This is a genomic window from Pedobacter petrophilus, from assembly GCF_009674725.1.
In the GTDB taxonomy this organism is placed as follows: domain Bacteria; phylum Bacteroidota; class Bacteroidia; order Sphingobacteriales; family Sphingobacteriaceae; genus Pedobacter; species Pedobacter petrophilus.
This window is the reverse complement of the sequence record NZ_WKKH01000057.1, coordinates 1-24,095: the sequence shown is the minus strand read 5'-3', so window position 1 is coordinate 24,095 and position 24,095 is coordinate 1. Positions and strand designations below refer to the sequence as shown.

General features: G+C 39.4%; 23 protein-coding genes. 10 read left to right on the top strand and 13 right to left on the bottom strand.

Annotated features, from left to right (window positions below; genetic code table 11):
- Positions 1–151 precede the first annotated feature (151 nt).
- The 4 genes from msrA to GJU39_RS20870 all read right to left on the bottom strand — a co-directional run bounded on the left by msrA (position 152) and on the right by GJU39_RS20870 (position 6,050).
- On the bottom strand, positions 152–643 hold the full coding sequence (gene msrA / locus GJU39_RS20885) for a peptide-methionine (S)-S-oxide reductase MsrA (RefSeq protein ID WP_154282944.1): 492 nt from the start codon (positions 641–643) through the stop codon (positions 152–154).
- Positions 644–1,022: 379 nt separating this feature from the next.
- Positions 1,023–2,066: an NAD(P)-dependent alcohol dehydrogenase gene (locus tag GJU39_RS20880; RefSeq protein WP_154282943.1), complete on the bottom strand. Its 1,044-nt coding sequence runs from the start codon at positions 2,064–2,066 to the stop codon at positions 1,023–1,025.
- A 246-nt stretch (positions 2,067–2,312) separates the two neighbouring features.
- Positions 2,313–4,343 (bottom strand): ATP-binding protein, encoded by a 2,031-nt coding sequence (locus tag GJU39_RS20875; RefSeq protein WP_154282942.1) that lies wholly within the window; start codon positions 4,341–4,343, stop codon positions 2,313–2,315.
- 225 nt (positions 4,344–4,568) lie between these two features.
- On the bottom strand, positions 4,569–6,050 hold the full coding sequence (locus GJU39_RS20870) for an aminotransferase-like domain-containing protein (RefSeq protein WP_154282941.1): 1,482 nt from the start codon (positions 6,048–6,050) through the stop codon (positions 4,569–4,571).
- Between the two features lie 64 nt (positions 6,051–6,114).
- Between GJU39_RS20870 and GJU39_RS20865 the strand changes: the two genes are divergently transcribed.
- From GJU39_RS20865 to GJU39_RS20845, 5 genes are all read left to right on the top strand, one after another.
- On the top strand, positions 6,115–7,980 hold the full coding sequence (locus GJU39_RS20865) for a TonB-dependent receptor plug domain-containing protein (protein ID WP_154282940.1): 1,866 nt from the start codon (positions 6,115–6,117) through the stop codon (positions 7,978–7,980).
- Positions 7,981–8,137: 157 nt separating this feature from the next.
- Complete coding sequence (locus GJU39_RS20860) at positions 8,138–9,142, top strand: SDR family oxidoreductase (protein WP_154282939.1); 1,005 nt, start codon at positions 8,138–8,140, stop codon at positions 9,140–9,142.
- A 497-nt stretch (positions 9,143–9,639) separates the two neighbouring features.
- Positions 9,640–10,446, top strand: coding sequence for a phytanoyl-CoA dioxygenase family protein (locus tag GJU39_RS20855; protein ID WP_154282938.1), 807 nt, complete (start codon positions 9,640–9,642; stop codon positions 10,444–10,446).
- Positions 10,447–10,602: 156 nt separating this feature from the next.
- On the top strand, positions 10,603–11,280 hold the full coding sequence (locus GJU39_RS20850; RefSeq protein ID WP_154282937.1) for a CDP-alcohol phosphatidyltransferase family protein: 678 nt from the start codon (positions 10,603–10,605) through the stop codon (positions 11,278–11,280).
- Positions 11,273–11,734: a GtrA family protein gene (locus tag GJU39_RS20845; RefSeq protein WP_154282936.1), complete on the top strand. Its 462-nt coding sequence runs from the start codon at positions 11,273–11,275 to the stop codon at positions 11,732–11,734. Before GJU39_RS20850 ends, GJU39_RS20845 begins: the two co-directional genes overlap by 8 nt.
- Before the next feature lie 48 nt (positions 11,735–11,782).
- Here GJU39_RS20845 and GJU39_RS20840 read toward each other — a convergent pair whose 3' ends face one another.
- Positions 11,783–12,769: an MBL fold metallo-hydrolase gene (locus tag GJU39_RS20840; protein WP_154282935.1), complete on the bottom strand. Its 987-nt coding sequence runs from the start codon at positions 12,767–12,769 to the stop codon at positions 11,783–11,785.
- A gap of 116 nt (positions 12,770–12,885) precedes the next feature.
- On the opposite strand from GJU39_RS20840, the gene GJU39_RS20835 reads away from it, so the two are divergent.
- The 3 genes from GJU39_RS20835 (at position 12,886) to GJU39_RS20820 (ending at position 14,889) form a co-directional block, all read left to right on the top strand.
- Positions 12,886–13,239 (top strand): winged helix-turn-helix transcriptional regulator, encoded by a 354-nt coding sequence (locus GJU39_RS20835; RefSeq protein WP_154282934.1) that lies wholly within the window; start codon positions 12,886–12,888, stop codon positions 13,237–13,239.
- A 602-nt stretch (positions 13,240–13,841) separates the two neighbouring features.
- Positions 13,842–14,075: a DUF305 domain-containing protein gene (locus tag GJU39_RS20825; RefSeq protein WP_154282932.1), complete on the top strand. Its 234-nt coding sequence runs from the start codon at positions 13,842–13,844 to the stop codon at positions 14,073–14,075.
- A gap of 70 nt (positions 14,076–14,145) precedes the next feature.
- Entirely contained in the window at positions 14,146–14,889 is a 744-nt protein-coding gene (locus tag GJU39_RS20820) for a DUF72 domain-containing protein (RefSeq protein WP_154282931.1), read from the top strand.
- Between the two features lie 20 nt (positions 14,890–14,909).
- Here the strand turns inward: GJU39_RS20820 and GJU39_RS20815 are convergent, their stop codons facing one another.
- Entirely contained in the window at positions 14,910–15,437 is a 528-nt protein-coding gene (locus GJU39_RS20815; RefSeq protein WP_154282930.1) for a hypothetical protein, read from the bottom strand.
- Between the two features lie 258 nt (positions 15,438–15,695).
- Here GJU39_RS20815 and GJU39_RS20810 point away from each other — a divergent pair, with 258 nt between their 5' ends.
- A complete protein-coding gene (locus GJU39_RS20810) occupies positions 15,696–16,214 on the top strand; it encodes a PRC-barrel domain-containing protein (RefSeq protein WP_154282929.1) in 519 nt (172 codons plus the stop codon).
- A 267-nt stretch (positions 16,215–16,481) separates the two neighbouring features.
- On the opposite strand, the gene GJU39_RS20805 is transcribed toward GJU39_RS20810, so the two are convergent.
- From GJU39_RS20805 to GJU39_RS20785, 5 genes are all read right to left on the bottom strand, one after another.
- Entirely contained in the window at positions 16,482–18,986 is a 2,505-nt protein-coding gene (locus GJU39_RS20805; protein WP_154282928.1) for a PAS domain-containing sensor histidine kinase, read from the bottom strand.
- A 29-nt stretch (positions 18,987–19,015) separates the two neighbouring features.
- Positions 19,016–19,384 (bottom strand): response regulator transcription factor, encoded by a 369-nt coding sequence (locus GJU39_RS20800; RefSeq protein ID WP_154282927.1) that lies wholly within the window; start codon positions 19,382–19,384, stop codon positions 19,016–19,018.
- Between the two features lie 673 nt (positions 19,385–20,057).
- Entirely contained in the window at positions 20,058–20,828 is a 771-nt protein-coding gene (locus GJU39_RS20795; RefSeq protein WP_154282926.1) for an SDR family oxidoreductase, read from the bottom strand.
- 102 nt (positions 20,829–20,930) lie between these two features.
- The gene (locus GJU39_RS20790) at positions 20,931–21,347 is read right to left on the bottom strand and encodes a quinone oxidoreductase family protein (protein WP_154282925.1); all 417 of its coding nucleotides are present in this window, start codon (positions 21,345–21,347) and stop codon (positions 20,931–20,933) included.
- A 4-nt stretch (positions 21,348–21,351) separates the two neighbouring features.
- On the bottom strand, positions 21,352–22,080 hold the full coding sequence (locus tag GJU39_RS20785) for an SDR family oxidoreductase (RefSeq protein ID WP_154282924.1): 729 nt from the start codon (positions 22,078–22,080) through the stop codon (positions 21,352–21,354).
- Positions 22,081–22,181: 101 nt separating this feature from the next.
- Between GJU39_RS20785 and GJU39_RS20780 the strand changes: the two genes are divergently transcribed.
- Positions 22,182–22,604, top strand: coding sequence for a winged helix-turn-helix transcriptional regulator (locus GJU39_RS20780; RefSeq protein ID WP_154282923.1), 423 nt, complete (start codon positions 22,182–22,184; stop codon positions 22,602–22,604).
- 176 nt (positions 22,605–22,780) lie between these two features.
- Here the strand turns inward: GJU39_RS20780 and GJU39_RS24140 are convergent, their stop codons facing one another.
- Together GJU39_RS24140 and GJU39_RS20775 are read right to left on the bottom strand one after the other, a co-directional pair.
- Positions 22,781–22,906 carry a hypothetical protein gene (locus GJU39_RS24140; protein ID WP_280790425.1) on the bottom strand — a complete coding sequence of 42 codons (126 nt, stop codon included), beginning with the start codon at positions 22,904–22,906 and terminating at the stop codon, positions 22,781–22,783.
- A 313-nt stretch (positions 22,907–23,219) separates the two neighbouring features.
- On the bottom strand, positions 23,220–24,029 hold the full coding sequence (locus GJU39_RS20775) for a transposase (RefSeq protein WP_154282922.1): 810 nt from the start codon (positions 24,027–24,029) through the stop codon (positions 23,220–23,222).
- Between the last annotated feature and the right edge of the window lie 66 nt (positions 24,030–24,095).

Sequence of the window (24,095 nt, the reverse complement as noted above, 5' to 3'; positions counted from 1 at the left end):
GTTACAACCTTCCTAAAACAAAATATTATTTGGAAAAATTTTAATTATTATTTGGATTTAAACACAGTTCATCCTGAGCCTGTCGAAGGACATTCAAAATTATATATGAAGCATTTCAACAAGCTCAAAGTGACAATAATAATGCGGGGATTTAACTTAATTTCCAGTCTGGTCTTTCAAAATGGCAGGTATAACCATACGGTACCTTTTGAAGGTAATTCTGGTGATCTTCTTCTGCATTCCAAAAATCACCTGCCGGTACCACTTCAGTTACTACCTTACCCGGCCAGATTCCAGAGTTATCCATTTCAGCAATGAGTTCTGCAGCGGTCTCTCTTTGCTTTTCATTTTCAAAGAAAATAGCCGAGCGATAAGAGGTTCCCAAATCATTCCCTTGCCTGTTTTTAGTCGTAGGATCGTGGATTTGAAAAAAGTATTCCAATAGTTTCCGGTAAGATAATGTTTCCGGATCAAAGACAATTTCTATAGCCTCGGCATGTGTACCGTGGTTGCGGTAAGTTGCGTTCGGAACATCACCACCAGTATATCCCACTACAGTGGAAATTACTCCTGGCTGACTACGGATCAACTCTTCCACACCCCAGAAACAACCGCCAGCAAGAATGGCTTTTTCAGTATTCATATTGATATCAATTTATGGATTAAAGTTAAGGTACTCCCATCTAAAACAAAAATATTGTTAATGGTTATGACGCCCTTATTGCTGAATTTACCTGTGACCAGTATTCAGCATTGTGAAATTTACAACAGCGTAAATGGTATAAAGTTTGGGTGAACGATTATAGAGCCTAGCCAGTTCGGGGATTGTATCATAGTTATTCTGTTTTCATTCTATTCATTTAGACTTTAATAAATCTACACCTTTACATAGAAAGATATTTTGATGGCCCGGGCCAGCTCAAATGCCAGCACGCAAACAAGGGATAACCTTTCGATTATCCCTTGTTTAATAATGTGCTTTTAACTGCTATTGCTTTTCTTAATTTTAGGTTGTTGCAAGCTTACAACGTTGCCATGTCAATGACAAAGCGATACCGAACATCACCTTTTTCCATACGCTCGTAGGCGTGGTGAATGTCTTTCATATCAATCATTTCAATATCAGATACGATGTTATTTTCAGCACAGAAATCAAGCATTTCCTGAGTTTCAGCAATACCGCCAATTCCAGAACCTGCAAGGCTTTTACGACCACCCAATAAGCTAAAAGCTGCAATTTCCGCAGGCTTTGGCGGAACACCTACACAAATGTGCGTTCCGTTAGTTCTCAAAAGCGATAAGTACATATTGAAATCATGCTCTGCAGAAACGGTATCCAAAATAAAATCAAATGTACCTTTTGCTGCAGCTACCTGTTCCGGATCAGTGGTTACTACAAAGTGATGAGCACCTAATTTTTTAGCATCTTCTTCCTTTTTTGGTGAAGTACTTAAAACCGTTACCTCAGCACCGAAAGCTACACCAAATTTAACAGCCATGTGGCCTAATCCGCCTAAACCCAATACGGCAAGTTTATGTCCTTTTCCAACTTTCCAATGTCTTAACGGCGAGTAAGTGGTAATCCCCGCGCAAAGCAATGGTGCAACTGCTGCCAAATCTAATTTATCCGAAACATGCAATACAAACTCTTCTCTCACTACGATGTTATTTGAATAACCACCGTAAGTTGGCGTTTTCCCATCGCGTTCCAAACCATTATAAGTTTGGGTATTACCTTCCAGGCAGTACTGCTCTAAATCTTGTTTACAGTTTTCACAAACCTGACAAGAATCTACCATACAACCCGTACCTGCAAGATCTCCTACTTTAAACTTTTTTACATGATCACCTACCTGGATTACACGTCCAACGATTTCATGACCAGGTACCATTGGGAAAATCCCGGGGAACCAGTCATTTTTTATCTGATGTAAATCTGAATGGCATACTCCGCAAAAGAGTATCTCAAATTGTACATCATGCGGCCCAACCTCACGGCGTTCAAATTCCCATGGGGCTAGGTCACTTTCGGCACTTTGTGCCGCATATCCTTTTGTTGCTATCATAAAATGTTTAGATTAATAATGCTATTAACAAATATAAATCAATCTGGTGTTGGCAATTGAAAAGAAATGTCGGTGCTAATTCATTATTTAAAGCCAAATTGATAAGGCTATAAGCCTGAGGACTTTAAATTTCTACAGAGATGATGCAGAAATAAGCCTGCAAGGTAGGTAAAACCGAATCGTTGCCTGATTAAATCCCGATAAGTATTTGAAATGTAATATTAAGAAATGGCGAAAGTAATTAGCTTAAGCCGCAACAGCCGGAAGGCTGAAATGAAAAACAGATCCATTTTTAATTTCACTTTCTACCCAGATTTTGCCATTATGCCGCTTCATAATTTCTGCGCAAAGGTAAAGGCCTATTCCAAAACCAGCTATCGATTTTGTATTATGTTTTTCTACGCGATAGTAACGCTCGAAAAGGTGTGCAATATCAGATTCCTCAATTCCCATACCTGCATCGCGAACACTTACCACTGAACCACGTTTATCAGAAATGCAGGAAACCCGGACTTCAGTGCCCATTGGAGAATATTTTAGCGCATTGCTGATAAAATTATTAATTACCTGACCGATTTTATCTTTATCTGCATTAACCCAGGCCGTTTCCACCGGATCAAAAATAATGGTATGTCCGTCTGCATTAAAAATGGTATCGTCTTCAATTTCCTTAATCAAATCCTTTATATTAAAGTGTTCTTTTTCAATGTGGATTTTTCCGGATTCAAGGCGCGATACATTCAGGAAGCCATTAATCATCCTCGTCATTTTGGTAATCTGCTTATCCGCCTTATCTAAAATAGATTTGATCAGTGAATCGTCTGTTTTCTTTGCTTTAAGCTGCAGAAGCTGAACAAAACCCTTTAACGATGTAAGCGGAGTTTTCATTTCATGACTTACCATTCCGATAAAATCGTCTTTTCTAATATCGTCTTCCTTTTCTTCAGTAATGTCTAGAATAGTTCCTGAAAAGTGTCCATATGAATCGGCTTCCGTTTTGTAATGTTTTCCGGTTGATTTTACCCAACGCAACATCCCATCGTTACGTTTGATAATGGTATATTCCATATCGAAAACAAGTCCCTCTTTAATCACATTTTGTGCAGCCTGAAGAACCTGTGCCCTGTAATCTGCACTTACCTGACCAATTACAGATTCATAGGTCATTTCTTCATCATTCCTGTAGCCGAAAATCTCTTTTAATCTTTCGGAAGCATTCATCTTACCCGAAAAACCATCAATAGTATAGGTACCAAGTTTCGCCTGTTCGATTGCACTGCTTTGTTTCTGCTCACTCTGCTCTAATTTAATATAAGATGCGCGCAAATCATTACTTACCTCCTCGACTGTGATCCTGGCTTTAACTTGTTCCGTTACATCGATAGCCATATCTATCACCCCTGTAATTTGTCCGTTTTCAATCAGTGGGCAATAAGTAAAATTGTAGTAACCAGAAGTTTCTGTCCCATCATGGATGAGGTTAACCATCTGTTCATTACCATGTATGGTTTCACCAGTTTGGAATACTTTGTGCAGCAGTGCATAAGCACCCTGCCCTTCAAGTTCCGGAATTACCGACAGCAATGGTTGGTTAAGAATATCTGCTTTCTGACCCAACAGCTTTAGCATGGGCGGATTAACAGCTTCAATATTAAAATTTTCTCCTTTAAATAAAATAATGGCTATGGGCGCTTGTTGAATAAGCATATTACTTCTGGATTCACCCAAAACCGAACGCTCCAGTAATGCTGCGTTGAGTTTTTTCGCCTTTTCCAGTAATGATATTTTACGGCGCAACTCCATTTTATCCATCACCTGGGTAGCCAGGATTTTCAATGCGGAGCGCTGCGTTTCCGTTAGCTTTCGGGTAACTGAATCAATAACACAGAGTGATCCGATGGCAAAACCATCTTCATTAACTAAAGGAACGCCTGCGTAAAAAGTGATATGTGGTTGCCCGGTTACGAGCGGATTATTTATGAACCGGACATCCTTTTTAGCATCCTCAATTTCCATCATTTCTAATGGATTTTCTATTGCATGTGCACAAAACGAATGATCTCTATGCGTTTCTGAAGCATCTAAACCCTTCCGGGATTTAAACCATTGCCTGTTTCGATCGACCAAACTTACCAATGCTATTGGGGTGCCGCAGATTACGGAAGACAATTCGGTAAGGTCATCAAACTCACGTTCAGACAGTGTATCCAGAATATTATAGGATTCCAACGCATTCTGGCGTTCAGTTTTATTAGGAAGTTGTGGTGTAGACGACATTTAATTCACGAATCAGATTCGTCCAAATATAACGTTATTTGGTCCCATTAAATTTCAGAAGGTGTTTTATTCCTAAGCGATTTTGGTTTTATTCTTAAAAGGTTTACGAGTGCTAATTGGGAAGTTTGCGAATGAAAGTTTTTAGCCCTTTCCCCCTAACCGTGCCTTTACCCAGATGGAAAAGGAAGTGGAAAAGACTATTTTCGCAGCAAAACTTCAATAACTCTAATCGAACACTAAAGAATCAAGCGATTTTGTTAAAATCCCGACTGCGTTTGCCATCTCCAACAAATCCAGGCTTCCAAATCCCAAACGCGTAGCGGTGAGGTTTTTACTTTGATACAAAACCGTTTTTGGTAAGAACAACCCATTCTCTGCGCATTTTTTCTGCATCTCGATCAGGTTAAAGTGATCCAGCCATTCTACCCAAATGGCAAGCCCTCTATTGGGTATCTTAAACCGGATTCTCCCCCCCAACCTGCTATTTAACAACGATACGAAATGATCCCTACGCTCTTTGTAAATCACTTTATTTTTTTTAGAAAGCCGATGGACTTCCCCATCCTGAATCCAACCTGTTAATACCTGCTCCTTAATTACATCAATTCCTGGCTCTAAAATACTCAGGTGTTTTTCCAGTTCCTTGATAAATGCCGCAGGAGCCGCAACAAAACCGTAGCCAAAACCTGCCGGTAATGAACGGGCAAACGACCCTATATAAACCACCCGTTCATTAGAATCAATCGCAGCCAAAGGTAAAATCGGATTGTTATCCAATTGGAAGTCGAAATCATAATCATCCTCCAGAATCACAAAACCGTATTGATTAGACAATTCAAGAATCTCCATCCGTCTTTTGGCGCTAAGGGAAACTGTAGTTGGATAGTGGTAAATTGAGGTAAGGTAAACTACGCTAATGTGCTGATGTTCACAAGCTTTTTTCAGCGCATCTATCTTAATTCCTTCATCATCAACCGGCACAGGAATGATTTTCGCTCCGCTATCTGTTAAGGTCATATTAGATAAATAGTAGCCTGGCGCACCCACTACCACACCATCTCCAACAGAAATCAACAACTTTGCCACCAGGTATAAACTTACCTCATGACTGGTGGTCGTGAGTAAATTCGCCTCAGAAATCCGCAAGCCCCGGGTAAGGTTAAGAAAATTAAAAAACTGCTTTTTAAAATTTTGGTGAGACTGTGTCTGAATTTGCTCCCAGGGTTGGCGAATTTTCTGCCTTTTGAGTTTCGAAACGTATAATCGCGCTAAAATATCTGTATGAATCAGTCGCAGATCTGGTAATCCATCATTAAACTGCAACGGAAGATCACTCCGCTCTAACGGACTTTCCAGCACCGAAGAATGTTTAAAGGTAAAAGGTTGAACATTGGCTGCAACAGGTTTTGAAACTTCCTTTTTCCTAGGATCATGTTTCTGATCTGATAAAATAAACGTACCCTTATTTGGCCTGATTTCTATAAAACCCTGGGATTCCAAATCCTGAAAGGCTTTGATCAATGTATTTCTATTGATCGAAAGTAATTTACATAGGATGCGGGTACCCGGAATTTTGGTCCCCTCAGGGAGCAAACCCAATTGAATTGCTTTGATAAACTCAAAAATGATCTGCAAATAAATAGGTGTATCATCGTTTGCCTTAAGCTGAATGAAACTTTTGAAAGGAATTTGAACCGGACTATCCATTATATCGAAACTGGTATACTTTACTGGTACGGCAAGATACTACTTTTGCTGAAATTTATAGAAAATGAAGAAATTTTACCTGGCAATACCGCTACTATGGTGTGCTAATGTGTATGCCCAACAGAAACAAGACACTGTGATCACTTTTAAAGAGGTGGTGATTAATGAGAATGGTTTTAATACACCGGTATCCAAACAAAACAGAAACGTCTACATTATCGATCAGGCTATGATTGCCAAACTTCCGGGCCGTACCATTCAGGAGTTGCTGCAATATGCAAATGGTGTCGATCTTCGTCAAAGAGGGCCATTTGGCAGTCAGGCAGATATTAGCATAGATGGCGGAAGTTTCGAACAAACGGTTGTACTTTTAAACGGCATCAAAATTATTGATACGCAAACTGCTCACAACATGCTCAATTTGCCGGTTCCGGTAGAAGCCATTGAGCGGATTGAAATTGTTCGCGGACCAGCAGCACGGATTTATGGCATTAACAGTTTAACTGGTGCAATCAATATTATTACGAAAAAGCCAACTAAATCCGGATTTTTAATTGATTCTTATGCAGGCTCAAATTTCGAGAAGAATACAGAAGGTAGCGGAAAAACATTTTACGGTGCGGGTATTCAGGCAGGTGCGGTATTGGCTAAAAAAAATCATCAGCACTCCATTTTTGGCTCACGCGATCAAAGTAATGGTTACCGCTTTAATACGCAATTTGAAAACATTAAACTCCTTTACCAGGGAAATATTCAGATTGACAGCGCAAATGAAATTATGACCTCATTTGGCTATACTAAAAATGAATTTGGTGCCAATGCGTTTTATGCTGCGCCTGGTGATCGAAATGCTACAGAAGCAGTTCAAACCACGCTGGCATCCATCCAATCGAAACACTTGCTTTCTGATAAATGGACCCTTACCCCAAGATTGAGTTACCGTTATAACTTTGATGATTACCGTTATTTTGGCACTACAAATTTAAATGCCGGTATCAGTAAACACTATACGAACTCTTTTGCAGCCGAAGTAAACAGCTCATACAAAACCAATAGTGGAGAATTGGGATTGGGCGCTGAAGTAAGAAGCGATGCCATTAACTCCTCCAACATTGGTAAACACCAAAGGGAAAATGTCGGGATTTATGCACAATACAGAACGTTTTTAACCGAGAAACTAAATGTAAATATTGGTACTTATGTCAATTACAATTCTTCGTACAAATGGCAGGTTTACCCGGGTCTGGATGCAAGTTATGCTATAGCGGATGCCTTTAAGATTATCGGAAGTATCGGAACCAGCCAAAGACTTCCATCCTTTACCGATCTTTACCTGAACCAGCGCCCCGGTAACATTGGCAACCCCAATGTTACGCCAGAAAATGCATTCCAAAGTGAAATAGGATTTAAATTTCTGAAGGGTGATTTCACTTTCAATTCAAACTTTTTCTACCGCAGGATCAGCAACTTTATCGATTATACCAGGTTAGTGACTACGGAACCTTTTGAAGCTAATAATTTGGGTGAAGTGATTACAAAGGGCATAAATTTCCGTTCGAGCTATAATCTGGCCATCACCCAAAAAACGAAAATGAATGTGAACCTGGCTTATTCTTACCTGGATTCAAAATTCGGAAACATGGAGGCCGGAATTTCTTCTAAATACCAACTTGCTTCGTTGAAACACCAGGTAACCAATACCATCGATATAAAATACCTGAATTTCTCGCTTTTAGTGGCTACGCGTTTTAACCAGCGAATTGCAGGAAAATCTTATTGGATAAATGATTTTAGAATCAGTCAGTCGATGCAAAAATTCACCATCTATTTCGATGCTCAAAATATTCTCGATACTAAATATTTTGAAATAGGCACCATTCCACTTCCCTCCCGCTGGGTAAGTTTAGGCGTAAAATTTGTTAGTTTCTAACTGATTAGTAACAAATTAATTATGGCCCGGCGGATTATGATTAATCCGCCAGGCCATAATGATGTTAAGAAACAGGTGTTTTTTTCTTGTTTGCAGAAATCTGAAACCAAAAAAAATTAAGAGGGTTTTAAAGATACACCTATAGAAAAAACATCCAATGGAAAATGATAAAATGAGCAGACGGAAGGCTTTGGGAGGTCTTAGTTTAGCCATGGCTGCAGTTGCAGCATCTCCTATTTTGGGCAGCGCCGCATCTCCGGCCGATGTAAATTTTGGCCCTGCCGATTTACAAGACCCAACCACAAAATATCCAAGACCACCTTTTATCCATCAGGATCAACCCTGGCCGGCACTAGCCAGTAAAATGGATCCAAAACCAGACCACGGTGAAACCAGCTATAAGGGCTCCGGCCGGTTAATGGGAAGAAAAGCACTGATTACTGGTGGAGACTCCGGTATGGGTAGAGCAGCAGCCATTGCTTATGCACGGGAAGGTGCAGATGTGGCCATTAATTATCTTCCACAGGAGGAACCAGATGCGCGGGAAGTGATAGAATTGATTAAAAAAGCCGGGAGAAAAGCCGTTGCCATTCCGGGCGATATCAGAGATGAAAATTTCTGTAAAAAGTTGGTTGATGAAGCCGCAAAGCAACTGGGAGGTTTGGACATTGTCATTAGCAATGCTGCCCGCCAGCAATCTAATCCATCTATTGCAGACATTACCACGGAGCAATTCGACTGGACCATTAAAACCAATATTTACGCTCCATTCTGGATTATCAAAGCTTCTTTGCCTTATTTAAAACCAGGTTCTTCCATCATTGGCACTACATCGGTACAAGCCACAGATCCATCACCAGATTTATTCGATTACGCGCAAACCAAAGCAGCAACCACTAACTTTGTAAAGTCGCTGGCGAAACAACTTGGCCCGAAAGGAATTCGCGTAAATGGTGTAGCGCCCGGCCCAATCTGGACGCCTTTGCAAATGGGTGGCGGATCAACGCCGGAGAAACTTAAAGCATTTGGAAAAGATACCCCCCTGGGCCGCCCGGGCCAACCAGCTGAACTGGCTTCTATTTACGTGCAACTTGCCGCAAATGATGCCAGTTTCTCTACTGGTCAGATTTATGGCGCAGCAGGAGGCGCTGGTCAGCCTTAAGTCAGATTGCATTAATCTTCCAATAACGAAGATTAATGCAATTCAAATGATAAATTAGCTTTGATAAAATTATTCCTAAATTTAAATAATCTATAATTAGGTGATTGAATAGTTTATAACTTACTTATAAACAATACATTAATTCCTTTTGTTTAATAAAATAAAACGGGCAGATAAATAACAACTCCTTCCGGCATACTGACCTGCATCGCCATTTCAAATCTTCACTCCCTATATTTCCACCTTTTTTAGCCATAATCTTATATTAAATATTTAAGGTCGTTAATTACTTTAGAAAAAAAATTGTTACATTGTTCTTTTTAATATTAATAAAATGTTAAGTTTGCACCGTAAACGACTAAATCTATGGATAATGTATAGTAGAACAAATCTGTTTTATTCTCCGGCAGTAACCCCTCAATCGCAAATGCGAATGTGTTATTGTTGCGCATAATCTATTTCCAGTCAACTCATCCTCAACTATAAAATTTTCTTCAATGGCATCATCATATCCAACCTTTACCTTATCAGAAAAGCTCTCCAAAGAGCAAATCGAATTTTTTAATATTCATGGATTTATCCATTTCAAAAACTTCATTACCAAACCTACAGTGGGCGCTATTATTCAAGCCTCTGAAGAGGTTCAGAAAGATTGGATCAATGCAGATGTCCGGAAGATTAATGGTGTGCCGATTAAGTACGGAAAAGATATTAATGGCGAAAAAATTGTTCAGCGTTTTGCTTTTATCAATCAGCATCACAAAACGTTAAGCGGATTATTAATGGATCCAAGATTATCTGCACTTTTGCCACTTGCTGGCGACGAATCCCGGTTGGGAATTGAGGAAAAAGACGGAATGGTGTTCAACCACTATGTAAATGGTCCGGAAAGTGGCTTTACCAAAATGGGCTGGCATACTGATGGTTTAAGAGATATTTTTTACGGCGGAAAGCTAAACCCAATGCTAAATGTTGGCGTGCATCTGAGTACGCAGACAGAAGCAAACGGTGGCTTAAAAATTATCCCTGGAACACACAAACAAAGTATTTATCAAATGCTTTTCCGTAAAAGATATTTCATCGATAACCGCGCCGACAAAAATGAAATTTCAATTTTACCAGAGGCTGGAGACTTAACCGTTCATGATGGCAGACTTTGGCACCGTGTAGCGCAATCTTCACTTCGTGGAGAAGAAAGCCGCAGAAGAGTGATCTATATTCCAATCATCGCCGGCAAATATGCGCCTAAAAATGAAAATAGTCCCACCGTATTTTATCAGCGTTTTGCCGGAATAGTCAAGTAAGAGGTGCTAATAATCTTAATTTTGAGTTATCTTGCGCGATCAGGGAAACTAAAACGTCAAATTACACTGATTAAGTCTTTACGGAAGAAAATTACTGGAAGACTAATTCGACCTGTAATAGCATATTGACTTGCCTTTAGCGTAGGCATTACTTAAATGAAAAATAAAATAACAGAACGGGCGCAAATTTTTGCAGACAGAAAAAGGACAAATATTTTAAGAGCGGGCGAGCAACAATTTATTCACTTTCTACTCAGGCAGATACCAGGCTTTGTTACGCCAAATATCATGACTGCAATAGGTATGTTTGGTTCTATGATTGTGTGTGCCGGATTTTTGCTTGGTTCAAAATTCGGAGGATCGTTTATACTGATCGGAATCATGGGACTTTTTATCAACTGGTTTGGAGATTCCTTAGATGGCAGACTAGCCTATTATCGTGGCATCGCCAGAAAATGGTATGGCTTTGCACTCGATATTATTATGGATTGGTTAAGCATCATCCTCATTGGCATGGGCTACTATTTCTACGCCGCTGAATCTACCAGAATATTAAGCTTTCTATTCGTTGTGCTCTATGGCTGGTCGATGATTATTTCTCTTCTTAGATATAAAATACTGGGTGTATACCGTATCGACGCCGGTCTTCTTGGCCCAACAGAACTTCGGGTAATTATTGCCCTGATTTTAATTCTCGAAGCAGCGATACCAGGTTCAATTACTTATTCTGCGCTGGTTACAGCACTTATCTTATTAGCTATAAACTTGAAAGATACAAATGCTTTGCTGGAGCTCGGCAACGACCGTGATCGCAAAGAACGGAATAATGAGTAAGAAAAAATCGATCGGCATTTTCCTAAAAGCGCAGGTATCAGCATTCTCCGGAGGAATAACAGATTACGGGTTGATGATCCTGTTTACTGAAATTATCGGAATCCATTTTGCCATATCTATCCTCCTTTCCGGCACTTTAGGCGGAATCGTTAACTTTTGTTTAAACAGGTTCTGGGCTTTTAATGATGGAAAAGAGTACGCAGCATCGCCAAAAAAGCAGTTGATGAAATTTGCAACTGTTGTGCTTGGAAGCATTTCCTTAAAATCTGCAGGCACCTACCTCCTGCAACAAGGATTTGATCTCGATTACCGGCTTGGAAGACTATTGGTAGATAGTGTGGTTTCTTATGGTTTTAACTATCCAATGATGAAACTTTGGGTGTTTAAAACCCAGGCAAATGACACGGAGAATTCTGATGAAGAGGAACGGGGAGTTCTTCCTGCCCATTCCTGATCAGATCAAAATTTGACTGGAAATAACTTAACGCTACGCACTCGGATTTTAGTCAGGCACCATCATTGGCTGCTCTACCCATTCAAATGCTTTGCCTTTATCCCGAACATGCCCTAATCCCGGCCACGGCAAATGATAAGAAAATACCAGTGATCTGTTTTTGGCTAGCTTATCCATCACCTTTATTCTGGATGCTACTGCAAGATTGAAATCAGTGTCTCCGTCGAAGCCCCATTCCGGATGCTCCACAACCAACACTGCCGAATGAACCAGGTCTGCAATATGGTATAGCTCCTCTCCTTTTGAAAATATCTTTGCAATACAATGTCCGGGCGTGTGTCCCGGTGCAAGTTGCATGGTAACACAATCCAGAATGGTATCTCCATCTTCAAACAAGTGTAATTTATCACCTAAAGCATTAATGTTTTTCTGGGCAACTTCAGTTAGAAATTTGATTAGCTGCTGATCTTTCATCTTGCTTTTCGAAAAATCGGGCGCTTTCGTTAGCCAGAAATCATGTTCAATCCGCGACAGATATACCATAGCATTCGGAAAAAGCAATTTTCCGTCTTGATTGGTAAGTCCGCCAATATGATCTGGGTGAGCATGTGTAACCACCACATCGGTAACCTGATGCACCTGAATACCTGCCTTAGCTAAGTTTTTCACCAACCATCCCGAATCTTTACCAAAGTTTTCGCCACACCCGCTATCAATTAAAATAGTTCGTCCTTTGAATCTCACAACCAAAATATTAATGCTCAGCTCCACATTATCTTTTGGTTCGAAATTACGGTCTAGCTCCTGCTCCACCCTGATTTTATTAATTCCCGGCGCAAAATTTGGCTGGACTGGTTTCATGATGATATGTCCATCGGTAACCACCAGAAGCTCTAAATCTCCCAATTTAAACTGATGGAAACTATTTGTTAAATTCTGTTTTGAAACCATCGGCATAGCAAGCAGGCTTTTAATATCTGTTAAACCGATTAAGGCCAGTCCGGTAACTTTGAATAAAGCAGTTCTTCTGTTCATTTTTTTTCTTCAAAGCTACTATTAAGGTATATTTGTGTCAAGTATGTACTTTAAAGTATCCTACATACTTTTTATAATCTATTGCTGATTACCAGTATTTTAAAATTAACTATAAAATGAAAAAAGAGAAAAACCAGGCGTATTGTGCAGTTGATTTTGCGTTTCAAAGAATTGGCGGTAAGTATAGAGGTCGCATTTTATGGTATCTCAATGCGCACAAAGTATTGCGTTACGGAGAACTTAAACGGTTGCTTCAAGGCATTACAACTAAAATGCTAACGCAAACCCTAAGAGAATTAGAACAAGATGGAATGGTCAATCGCAAAGTATATCTGGAAGTTCCTCCTAAAGTGGAGTATTCACTCACATCAGCTTCGCTGGAATTAATTCCGCTGATCAATGAGCTAAGGGAATGGGCAGATCGCCAGATTATAGCGCGTACGATAAGCGGCGAAAAAATACCTTGTTAGAAACCCTTTCAGCAAAGTTGGCCTATTTGCTAATTAAGAAATAGTAGAAAAACATTAACATTACAGATTAACTCATCAGGTTAAACTGATTGAAACATCTATAACATTTGTATCGCTTAACCGGCACCATTGTTAAAATTTTCTTAAACAGAAAACTTCTGGGAACCCGATAAGTTTCAGGATTCTTACATTTTGGACACGCCGGTGATGTCGAGGCTTTTAGTGTGACTTGCTCCATAATTATAGACAAAAAGGGTAGACACTATTTAATTCAAATACTATTATTAGCAATCCGTTTCCCGGAACCGATAAGATTGGCACTTGTTGCATTTTAAAACGCATTCTTAATGCAAATATTGCGAATATTAATTCATTTTTAAAGCTATTTATGAAATTATCTAACTATCATAACCTCAAACATATGATGATTATCAACAAACTAATCAAAACCAGCATTAATCCTAAAATTACATAAACAAATCGAGTAGTTTCCCCAAACCTTCATTATAAAACCCTTGTTTTCAAAGCGTAAGAAACAAATACTAATAAATAATGAATGGAACATATGCAGAGCATTCCTTTCTACATCAATCAAAGGGGCGATGATTTTTGCAGCAGGTGCAGCCATTAGAGGCAGCATACTAAGTCAGGTTGACGCGTTGACTCAAAATGCTGATGCAGCGGAACAGGAAACCATAGGAAAAATACTGAAAGACATGAATACCGCCGTTCGTACTCCAGGCAAAGAAGGAAAAGCATTGTTATCTAAATTGCAGGAGCCGAACGGAGCAGCATTCGATAAAGCATTTATGCGAGGTCAGGTTGATACCCATTAAAATAATTATTTACCCCGGATCCTGGAATCTGGAGAAGGAATACCTGTTTATGATAATGACGATAAAGCAAATGAAAAAAGGAAAAATCTATATTGGTACATCGGGCTGGAAATATACGCATTGGGAAGGCACATTTTACCCGGAAATGCTTAAGAAGAAGGATCAGTTAAATTATTTTACCAGCATTTTTCAAACGGTCGAGTTAAATAACTCCTTTTACCGTCAACCCAAACTCCATAATTTCATAAACTGGCGCGAGCAGGTACCAGAAAACTTCATTTACTCGGTTAAAGCGAACCGCTACTTTACACATTTAAAAAAGCTCAAAGTTTCGAAGGAAGAAATCGAAACTTTCATCGAAGCGGCAAATGGCCTGGAAGAAAAACGCGGTCCTATTTTATTTCAATTGCCACCAAGGTGGAAAATGAATACGGAACGACTGGAAGATTTTTTATCCATGCTTCCGAAAGGCGAACGCTACACCTTTGAATTTAGAGACCATACCTGGTACACGCCCGAAGTTTACGCCCTTCTAGAAAAATACAATTGCGCTTTTTGCATCTATGACCTCGCCGGACACCAATCTCCGTTATGGAGTACCGCAGATTTCGTATATCTCCGGCTGCACGGACCAGGAGAGAAATATCAGGGATTGTATTCCGACCAATCATTAGCAGATTATTACAAACTTTTGCACAGTTGGCTTAAAGAAGGGAAGGACGTATATCTTTATTTTGATAACGATCAGGCTGGCTATGCAGCTAAAAACGCGATTACCTTACAGCAAATGTTCGACAACGAAACTACAGATTGATAATGCGAATGGCGTTACCATTATTTAATTTGCTGCACTTCATTTAAATTTTCCTTTAACAGCGGAAGTTTACCTGCCGCCCAGTTCCTGATAGACTCATCAGCAACCCCGGTAGATGAACTCGCTTTAACATGTAAGGCAATAAGTTCCTGGTCTGCATCCATTAGAAGCGTTATTAATCCCTCTCTATAGTCAGCTCCAGGCAAGGTTCTGAGTTCCATAATTCTACTTTTATCTTCTTCATGCAAGGTCAAATTATTTACGTTCTCAGGTGTTGATGTAGCATTACTAATCTCCCTGATAAATTCTTCAGACTGGCGCTTTCTTTTTGCTGCTAATGTGAATAGGTTATCATCATGCTGCAATAATTCCATCTCCTGAGCAAGTGCAATCTGGTAGACATTTTTTCGCACAACCACTTCAGCAAAAGTACTTACAGGCATATCATAGCCGGTTGGATCTTCTTTATGACAAGCGCTTAGCAGCATTCCTAATAACAATAAAGTTATCGGGTGTCTTTGAAATAAATGCATTATCTGGTAAACCATAATTTAAAATGCTAACTAATCTGATTATTGCGAGGTCTTAACGAACCTTTAATCCTAAAACTTAGCTCGAACCAGATTTGTTTAGCTGAATTTACCTTAATACTGATTTACGTTACAAAATTGAGAACTCTATAATCTAATTGATATAATTTAACATATCCTCAAAATCCCACCTCTACCTACATCATCAAAACCATTGTACCCGGCAGGTGTTTTAAATTAAGACAACTTGTAAACTGTCTGTTAAAACTTTGAACTATGGAACAACAAAATATAATCTACAGCAACCTGGAAAAGCTTTCGAATAGCAATTATGTACTCACTGAAGGTGAAGCCGACATTAAAGGATGGCAGGTAAAAACTGAAGCCGGAGCGGCAATTGGAAAAGTACGCGACTTATTGTTCGACCCGGAAAACAATGCGGTTCGGTATATCATCATCGATTTGGATCACCTCGGTGCAGACCTTGAAGAAAAAACAGTTTTAATCCCAATAGGTCTCGGGCGTTTATCGGAAGATAAAGACGAATTGATCTTACCCGATATCCATCTCGATCAGTTCGTTGCCTTACCTCAGTATATTATTGGAGAGGTTACCCATGAAATGGAAGATAAAATAAGGTATGTGATTGGAAGTCCTGCGGCATTACGGATGGAAGATACAATTGTAGAGATAGACCGGGCGAATTTCTACCGACATCATCATTTTGACAAAGGCAATCTGACTAATCGCACTACCGGGGTTTCTGATACAAATGGTCTTGAATCGAACCCATAATCGATTCGGAACCTGTACAAGAAAGGAATACGATCACATCAGTTTCATCGATCCTTCTGATTAAAAAGAAAAAAAATATATTACTATACAATAAATGACGGATAGAAGCGTCTTAGTATGGAGAGCGTTAATTTAGATTAAACGGGAGTCGTCCACTGGATGATTCCCGTTTTTCATTTACAGGGCTTTTCCCCGTAGCGCGGCATCGGCTTCCAAGCCCCGGCTTTCATAAGAAACTGCTAGATGAATGTGCTAAATGATGATGACCTATCCAACTTTTTTAGGTACAGTAAACCAAAATGTACTGCCTTCGCCTGGCTTGCTCTCCACTCCTATCTCGCCATTATGCCGCTTAATAATTTCTGCACTGATGTATAGTCCTAAACCAAGACCAGAATATTGGGCGCCGCCGTAATCGGCACGATAATAACGGTCAAATAAATGTGGAATTTTTTCCTCTGGAATACCAGGACCTGAATCACGAACAGAAACCCTGGCAAGATGCCCAAGGTCTTCAATCAGCAAATAAATTTTTCGGCTATCCGGCGCATATTTAGTGGCATTGTTTACCAGATTTACAACTACCTGATCTATCCTTGCCTCGTCGGCTTCTACTTCCAACTGCAAATCGCCCTGAACAATCAGATCATGCTTACCTCCAATTCTAACATGCTGACAACAATCATCAAGCAATTTAGAAACGATGAAAGTTGATAAATTGAGGTGTAACTGACCTTCATTGGTTCTGGTGGTATTTAGCAGATCATCAATAAGATTAGTGATTTTCTCGACACTCCCATTGGCTTGTTCAATCAAACGCGGCACTATCGCACTGGATAAATTATCTTTATAACGATTGAGGAGCTGCAATGCTCCTTTCAATGTGGTAATAGGGGTTTTAAGCTCATGACTGGCAATACTCAGAAAATCGTCTTTACGTTGTTCTTCCAGTTTCCGCTGGGTAATATTCTGAACGGTTCCCGAGAAACTGGCATGCCCGTTGGCATCTTCTCCATAAAGCTTTCCGGTAGCCCTCACCCATCTGATTGCGCCATCCCTAAATCCTTTAATTGGATATTCCATATCATAACTGGTTCCGTTAAGGATTGCATGATCAACGGCTTCTGTAACCAGCTGTCTGTATTCATCCAGAATTTGGTTAGTAGTTGCATCATAAAGCATATCCTCCTCTTCATAAAAACCAAAAATCTGCTTCAATCGTCTTGATGGCTTAAATTCTCTGGTAATGACATCAATGTACCAGGTACCCAGTTCTGACGATTCTATAGCTAACCGGAGCTGGGCTTCTGCCTTCTCTATCTGTTTTCTCGAGCGAACCTTTTCCGTTACATCCAGAATTGTAGAAATTACGCCAACATTGTTTCCACCTAAATCAGTAAGTGCCTGGCAGTGGTAGTCGATATAAAATGAACGCTCAGTACCTTCCAATTTATCTTTGTAAGTAACCGGAATTTCTATACTGGCAACAGATCCTTCTCCGGCTAACACACGTTTCCAAAGATCAGGATAAGGCTGACTTTTAAGTTCCGGGAATACCTGAAGCATGGTTTTGCCGGTAACTTCCTCTTTCGTTCTATCCCAATACTTTAATAATGCTTCATTGGTAGTGGCAATAATCTGATCTGGCCCCATAAGCACCACCACCGGTACGGGCAGTTCGCTGATAATTTTATCTAAACGCATTTCACTCGCTTTCAGATCCAGGTTGGTGCTCATCAGGAGGTCCTGAGATTCATTCAGTTCTTCGTTAATGGCGATCAGTTCTTCGTTAAGGTGTTGAACCTGGTTTCGTCCGAAAACTTGCTCTGTTACGATACTGGCAGTAATCATGATTCCATTGGTCTTTCCGGCTTCATCTTTTATCGGCTGGTAAACAAAGTTGAAATAAACTTCTTCTAATCTTCCATTCTGTCTGAGCAACGCTTTTACTTCCGATCCATAAAAAGGTTCTCCCTCTGTATAAACCGCATCGAGGATGCCGAGAAATTCTTGTCCATCAAGCTCAGGGATAGCCTCCGGAAGGGTTTTTCCAATAATTTCATCCGTTTTCCCCCAGGCATTTAGCACCATTTTATTGGCTGATTCCACAATCAGTTCCCGCCCCCTGAGTACGGCAATTGCCACAGGCGCATCAGACAAAAGATAGCGTAAACGACTCTCAGACCTCGATAGTTCGGCCGTTCTTTCGTCTACCCTATCTTCTAATTCCTGATTTAAAATTCTTAACCGCTCCTGTGCAGCACTTAAGTCCTCATTGGTAGCAAAAAGCTCTTCATTAGCAGCTGCAAGTTCTTCATTCAGGGCTTGTTCTCTTTCTAAAAGTTCTTCGCGCTCACGGGCAACTTTAAGTTCCTCCCGATCGTTAACCTTTTCGGTTACATCCCTGGCGGTATGAAAAATGGCATAAACCTGTCCATTTTCGTCTTTTACCGCACGATACGCATAGTCGAAATAATAGTGCTGAAGTTTTCCATCTACCAGGAGTTCGGCCGGAATAGCAGTGCCCACATTATCGATTCCTGTTCTCCACACTTCCTGCAGCATACCCAGAAATGGCTGATCTTCAATTTCGGGAAGCGCTTCTGATAGGGTTAATCCAATCACTGATGCATCTCGCCCCCAGGCTGCCTGCATGGCAGGATTAGCAACCTCAATTAATATTTCCTCTCCGGTGTAGATCGCCACTGCATCATCCGAACGACACAAGATCTGGATGATCTGATTATCTTTAAGTCTTCTTTCTCTCGGCATAAAAGCGAAACGCGATGGGTTGTATATTGTTAAACGTTGACAAATATCAGGCTATTGATTCTATTCGCAAAATCATTAATATCAAAAGGCTTGGCTATGAAATCATTGGCCTCACAATTCTCCCGCATTTTATCCATTCTGGAGTTGGCCGTCATCACCACAACTGGAATTTCTGCACTTTCAGGATGCTTTTTGATTGCTTCACAAACCTCAATCCCGTTGCCATCAGGTAACATCACATCGAGGAGGCAAAGGTCTGGCTTAAGGTTTAGGTAGTTAGCCATAAAAGCAGCAACAGTTCCAAATCCCTGAACGTCATAATTTTCATCTTCCAGCACAATTTTTATAATTTCCAGAATTTCTTCACTATCCTCCAGCACACAGATACGTTTTTTCATAAAGCGGTGGCGCCAATACGCCCATTTTAAAGGAATCAAATTTAAGAAATAACCCACCACAAAAAAAATGTTTATTTAGCCAATATTTACTACAGATAATACCAAAAACTAATTGCTAAATCGAAAAAGGCAAGTATTAAAAAAGCTTGAATTAAAACCAGTTCAAAAATCTCCACAATAAACCTTTCTTCCGGATTGCCTCGTGGTTTGCTTAACTTGTGATGAAAAAGAGAATTTCCTCAGGAGCAGCAAAAAATCGGTATTTGAATCCAGCCTACAAAAACTGGAGTTTCTGGATTTTAATTCAGGCAGGTTAGATGAAGTCAATAGCGTGATTACCGTTCGTACATTAAAGTAGTGCTTCTGCCATAAAGGAGTATAAAGGCTTTATTATGATTATGAAATGCTAAATCCGCTTTCTAGATTCCGCCGGTGGCGGCTTCGGTTTTAGCGGCAGCCAGTATGCTAAAAAATGTACTCTTTAAAAAATAGCACGAATTTAAATGTGAAAGAATGCACCCGCATTCGGTGTCTTCTTTTCGTTATTATTTAACAGTTTAAATATTTTCATTTATTGATTAGTGCCTCATCAATAGGAAGACTTACGTGTATCATCCAGCTGTATTAAGCCCATAATAGAAATTTATTTTAACTAAAACCTCAATAATACGGTTTAAAGCAATAACCCCTTATTATTTCTTGCCGGATTTAATATTTTATGCGCTAAAGCTGGAGATAGACGGTGCAGGTAATAAACCATTTTAGTGATACCCATTCTAATCGTGTACCTGTTCTTTTTTAAGGCTGAAATAAGCCCTTTCACCAAATCTTCCGGAGACATTTTACTTACGCCTTCAAAACCTTCTGTCATTTCGGTAGCAACAACGGGCGGCAATAGCTCAAACACTTTCACATTGCTTTTAATCATTTTTAAATGCTCGCGCAGGGAAACGGTATAAAAACGTACGGCCGCTTTTGAGGCACAATAGGTTGGCGAACCATTCAATGGTACATAACTTAAAAAAGAAGATACATTAATAATTGCTGCTTCTTTTCTAGATTTCAACATCTCCATAAAAAGATTATTTGTCCGAATAACGCCTAAGTAATTGATGTTAATTTCTGCTTCTGCATTTTCGAAATGCTTTTCGCTGGCAATACCATAATTACTTGCAGTTTTCATAATCCCTGCGTTGTTATAAAGAATGTCGATGCCGCCCATTTTTTCAATTTCGGCAAATAACAGTTTTCCATCTTCAGCTTTTGATGAATCACTCCTTATGGCTGCTATGGAAGGATATTTTTTCCTGGCTGCATCTAATTTATCCTGATTTCTTCCGGTAACAATGACTTTGCACCCAACGTTTAAAAACTGTTTTGTGGCTTCTAAACCCATTCCGGCAGTTCCGCCTGTAATTAATACTGTTTTACCTTGTAATTCCATGATGTAGTAATTTGTTATTTTTGAAGTTTACCTGTATTTTTTGAAGAATTAACCAGCTTGTAAGCCATTTTTGGGAAAAACCGGTTAAAAATATATAACATTTTAGTGTCCCACCCGTATGGTATAAATGTTGTTTTTAATCCCTTTAATCAGGCCATTAATCAATTTTTCTGGTGTAATTCCTTTAGCTTCGAGGTCTGTTGTCATATCTGTATCAACAGCTCCATATTGCGCATAACCTCCTGTTTGTGGCGCGGCAATAACCAAAGCTCCGATTTCAAGAGCGGTAACACCTTCACCCAGTGCTGCTATTGTACCAACTACTTCTGCACCGATGGTATAAGGTCCGTCAGTTTGCCCAGGATAATAACTTCCTCTTCTTCGGGTAATGTCTGCGAAGTTTACGCCTGCAGCCTTTACTTTGATTAACACTTCACCGGCTTGTGGTTGAGGTGTTGGAACCTCTTCAAATTTTAATACCTCCGGACCACCGATTTCGTGGAATCTGATTGCTTTCATTTTTTTAGTTATTAATTTTAATAAATGCTTCCTGAATAGCGGTATAATATTTTTTGCTTTCACCAACGGGAACTTCAAACTGATTTTTTGCTAATGCTACCAATAATTCATCAGCCACTTCTGCTGGTGGAATTCCATTTGCACCACCTATTGCAGCAGAAAATTCTGTATTAACCAAAGGCGGAAAAACTTCAAATACATTTAGATTATCATTTTCTGCCAACTTATCTCTTAAACCTTCTGTATAATTATGAAGCGCAGCCTTACTTGCGGCATAAGTTGGTCCGTAAGGATTTCCCCTAAAAGCAGCTATGGAGGTGATGTTGATAATGGCAGCGTTTTTATGTTGAAGTAATTGTTTCAGCATCAACTCAGTGAAATCAATCACTGCAATATAATTGGTATTCATTTCTTGTGCTGCAATTTCTGATGAGTTTGCAGTAGGATCGGTTAAATCATTTAAAAATGCAATACCAGCATTGTTGATGATGATATTAACTTCCGGATGCTTTTCATTTAATTCTTTAACGATGCGGGTACGATCTGTTTTATCTGCTAAATCGCCTGGTATCGCAATCGTATTGTTTAAATCTTTCAACGCATTTTGAAGACGTGCTTCATTTCTTCCGTTGATGATGATTTTGTTGCCTGCAGCGCTTAATTTTTTAGCGATTGCTAAACCTATTCCGGCACTTCCGCCAGAGATAAATATGGTATTTCCTGATGTATTCATTGTATTTTAAAATTTTATATTTAAATTTGCTTGCGTTTTGCAAGTACAAATGTAGATAATTACTTTTAATTTGCAAGTGATTTTTAAATTGATTTAAAAAAATGAATAATAAAGCAAACCGATCGGGTTGTCCTATTAGCAGCATGCTGGATATATTTGGAGATAAGTGGTCTTTATTGATTATCAGAGATTTGATCTTTTCGGGGAAAAGCACTTATGGGGATTTTCTAAAATCAGACGAGAAAATTGCCACTAATATTTTGGCATCAAGATTACTGAGTCTGGAAGAAAATGGGGTGATTAAGAAATTAGAACACCCTGATAGTAAAGCGAAGGTACTATACATACTCACAGATAAGGGCATCGACTTACTTCCGGTTTTACTGGAAATACATTTCTGGTCTGAAAAGCACCTTTCTATATCGCCCGAAATACAACTGCTTTTAAAGGAAGTAAAAAAGGACAAAGAAAAATTTATAAAAACAAAGACAAAAGAACTCAAAGCGATGTTTGATGTTAAATAATGCAACTGGTTTTTCACAACAAAGCCGTCAACTCGGAATCTCTTTAAGGGATCTAACCTTATCAAATGGTTAATGAAAGAATAAATCTAATGACTAAGGGAAATGCACATATCTTGTTCAGGTGATTATATTGTATTGAATAACCTGATCTTCCATCAGTGGTGGCATAGCCATTGTTACATAAGCCACGTACTATAACTGGTTCCAATGTGGATAATCGTAATGGTTTGCATTGCTCCCATCCCGCAATAGCCACTTGAAATTACCCCCAATACATCATATGCAATGGTTTCGTTGATCATCACGTCTGGTTCCTATCGAACTGGTTAAACGGTTCAGTTTATCGTAGCCATAATTCATAGAGATGCCGGAAGACAAGGGATTGGCATCCGTTGACCAGGATTGCCTGCCGATGTTTCCATTATACAGCCCGCTGCCGTTTTCCTGGTAATCCAGCGGTATACTAAACAGGTTGTTGATGCTGCTTAGCGCCTAAAAAACAAAACAAGTTTTTGCAAATAACAGCAAAGCCCAACATCTCTGCTAAGACTTTGCCATAATTGTAATTTATCACACGCGAAACGCGCACGCGCAATGTCATTAAGTTAAGAGATTTCATATTGCATCTCTTTGGTTTTTAGTTACTTTAGGTCTTGTTCTGGCTCTATATTTGCCGACCTGTCTTTCAACGGTACGGTTATTACGTATCGGTATTGTATGTTTTAAGAATAAAGTCTCCAATTCCTGAAATACTTTATCCAGTGGAGCCTGCTCGCAAAGCAGTTCTAATACCCTATTTTTTAAAAAGCCATAGGATAGATTGGTATTCACTTTATAATTATACTGTTTGTCTTGATTTTGTATGACCAGTTCATCTGTTAGATCATTCACTATAACTGACTGAAGGTTACTGATGAAGATGGCACAGAAAAAGTCTTGTTGAATGCTTACCTGTGAATATCCTGTAAAATGCTCTACCTTAAGCTTGTTCTTTAATTCATTATAAAAAGTCTCAACGCCCCACCTTAAAAAGTATAATTCCCTGAACATTTTAGCAGGATATCGTTGACTGTCCAATAAGGTAGTTATTAATACTTCCACTTCTCCGCCAGGCAGGTCAACACGTATTAAACGCACCTTTAAAAAGCTGTCCTTATGGTAATCCTTATCCTTAAATGAATGCCTGTTATTAGGTTTCATTTCTGTAATTAAAGACTTTTTACCTCCGGCAATAAAGTTCTTAGCTATCGCAAAGCTGGCTGTTGTTACCCTTATTAAACAATCAACATCCCGTTTAATATGCTCATTGATAAACCCGTAGGAGGGATAGCCGCGATCGTAGATGATTAAATCCCTGCTCTTCCATCTGTTCGTATGTCTTAATGCGAGTTCTCTTTCTCCTTTACTTAAACTATGGAATTGCAATAGTATACTAGAGATTTTTTTTCGTCAGATATTTTTTTGAGATGCATTAATTTAGATTCCTTTTGG

What these genes read in the sequence shown, in the direction of transcription:
- GJU39_RS20840 (WP_154282935.1), bottom strand. Translation starts at nt 12,769, where the DNA reads ATGAACAGAAGAACTGCTTTATTCAAAGTTACCGGACTGGCCTTAATC.
- GJU39_RS20790 (WP_154282925.1), bottom strand. Translation starts at nt 21,347, where the DNA reads ATGAAAGCAATCAGATTCCACGAAATCGGTGGTCCGGAGGTATTAAAA.
- GJU39_RS20875 (WP_154282942.1), bottom strand. Translation starts at nt 4,343, where the DNA reads ATGTCGTCTACACCACAACTTCCTAATAAAACTGAACGCCAGAATGCG.
- GJU39_RS20780 (WP_154282923.1), top strand. Translation starts at nt 22,182, where the DNA reads ATGAATAATAAAGCAAACCGATCGGGTTGTCCTATTAGCAGCATGCTG.
- GJU39_RS20850 (WP_154282937.1), top strand. Translation starts at nt 10,603, where the DNA reads ATGAAAAATAAAATAACAGAACGGGCGCAAATTTTTGCAGACAGAAAA.
- GJU39_RS20880 (WP_154282943.1), bottom strand. Translation starts at nt 2,066, where the DNA reads ATGATAGCAACAAAAGGATATGCGGCACAAAGTGCCGAAAGTGACCTA.
- msrA (WP_154282944.1), bottom strand. Translation starts at nt 643, where the DNA reads ATGAATACTGAAAAAGCCATTCTTGCTGGCGGTTGTTTCTGGGGTGTG.
- GJU39_RS24140 (WP_280790425.1), bottom strand. Translation starts at nt 22,906, where the DNA reads ATGATCAACGAAACCATTGCATATGATGTATTGGGGGTAATTTCAAGT.
- GJU39_RS20800 (WP_154282927.1), bottom strand. Translation starts at nt 19,384, where the DNA reads ATGAAAAAACGTATCTGTGTGCTGGAGGATAGTGAAGAAATTCTGGAA.
- GJU39_RS20855 (WP_154282938.1), top strand. Translation starts at nt 9,640, where the DNA reads ATGGCATCATCATATCCAACCTTTACCTTATCAGAAAAGCTCTCCAAA.
- GJU39_RS20805 (WP_154282928.1), bottom strand. Translation starts at nt 18,986, where the DNA reads ATGCCGAGAGAAAGAAGACTTAAAGATAATCAGATCATCCAGATCTTG.
- GJU39_RS20825 (WP_154282932.1), top strand. Translation starts at nt 13,842, where the DNA reads ATGATTTTTGCAGCAGGTGCAGCCATTAGAGGCAGCATACTAAGTCAG.
- GJU39_RS20835 (WP_154282934.1), top strand. Translation starts at nt 12,886, where the DNA reads ATGAAAAAAGAGAAAAACCAGGCGTATTGTGCAGTTGATTTTGCGTTT.
- GJU39_RS20820 (WP_154282931.1), top strand. Translation starts at nt 14,146, where the DNA reads ATGAAAAAAGGAAAAATCTATATTGGTACATCGGGCTGGAAATATACG.
- GJU39_RS20865 (WP_154282940.1), top strand. Translation starts at nt 6,115, where the DNA reads ATGAAGAAATTTTACCTGGCAATACCGCTACTATGGTGTGCTAATGTG.
- GJU39_RS20795 (WP_154282926.1), bottom strand. Translation starts at nt 20,828, where the DNA reads ATGGAATTACAAGGTAAAACAGTATTAATTACAGGCGGAACTGCCGGA.
- GJU39_RS20860 (WP_154282939.1), top strand. Translation starts at nt 8,138, where the DNA reads ATGGAAAATGATAAAATGAGCAGACGGAAGGCTTTGGGAGGTCTTAGT.
- GJU39_RS20810 (WP_154282929.1), top strand. Translation starts at nt 15,696, where the DNA reads ATGGAACAACAAAATATAATCTACAGCAACCTGGAAAAGCTTTCGAAT.
- GJU39_RS20845 (WP_154282936.1), top strand. Translation starts at nt 11,273, where the DNA reads ATGAGTAAGAAAAAATCGATCGGCATTTTCCTAAAAGCGCAGGTATCA.
- GJU39_RS20785 (WP_154282924.1), bottom strand. Translation starts at nt 22,080, where the DNA reads ATGAATACATCAGGAAATACCATATTTATCTCTGGCGGAAGTGCCGGA.
- GJU39_RS20870 (WP_154282941.1), bottom strand. Translation starts at nt 6,050, where the DNA reads ATGGATAGTCCGGTTCAAATTCCTTTCAAAAGTTTCATTCAGCTTAAG.
- GJU39_RS20815 (WP_154282930.1), bottom strand. Translation starts at nt 15,437, where the DNA reads ATGGTTTACCAGATAATGCATTTATTTCAAAGACACCCGATAACTTTA.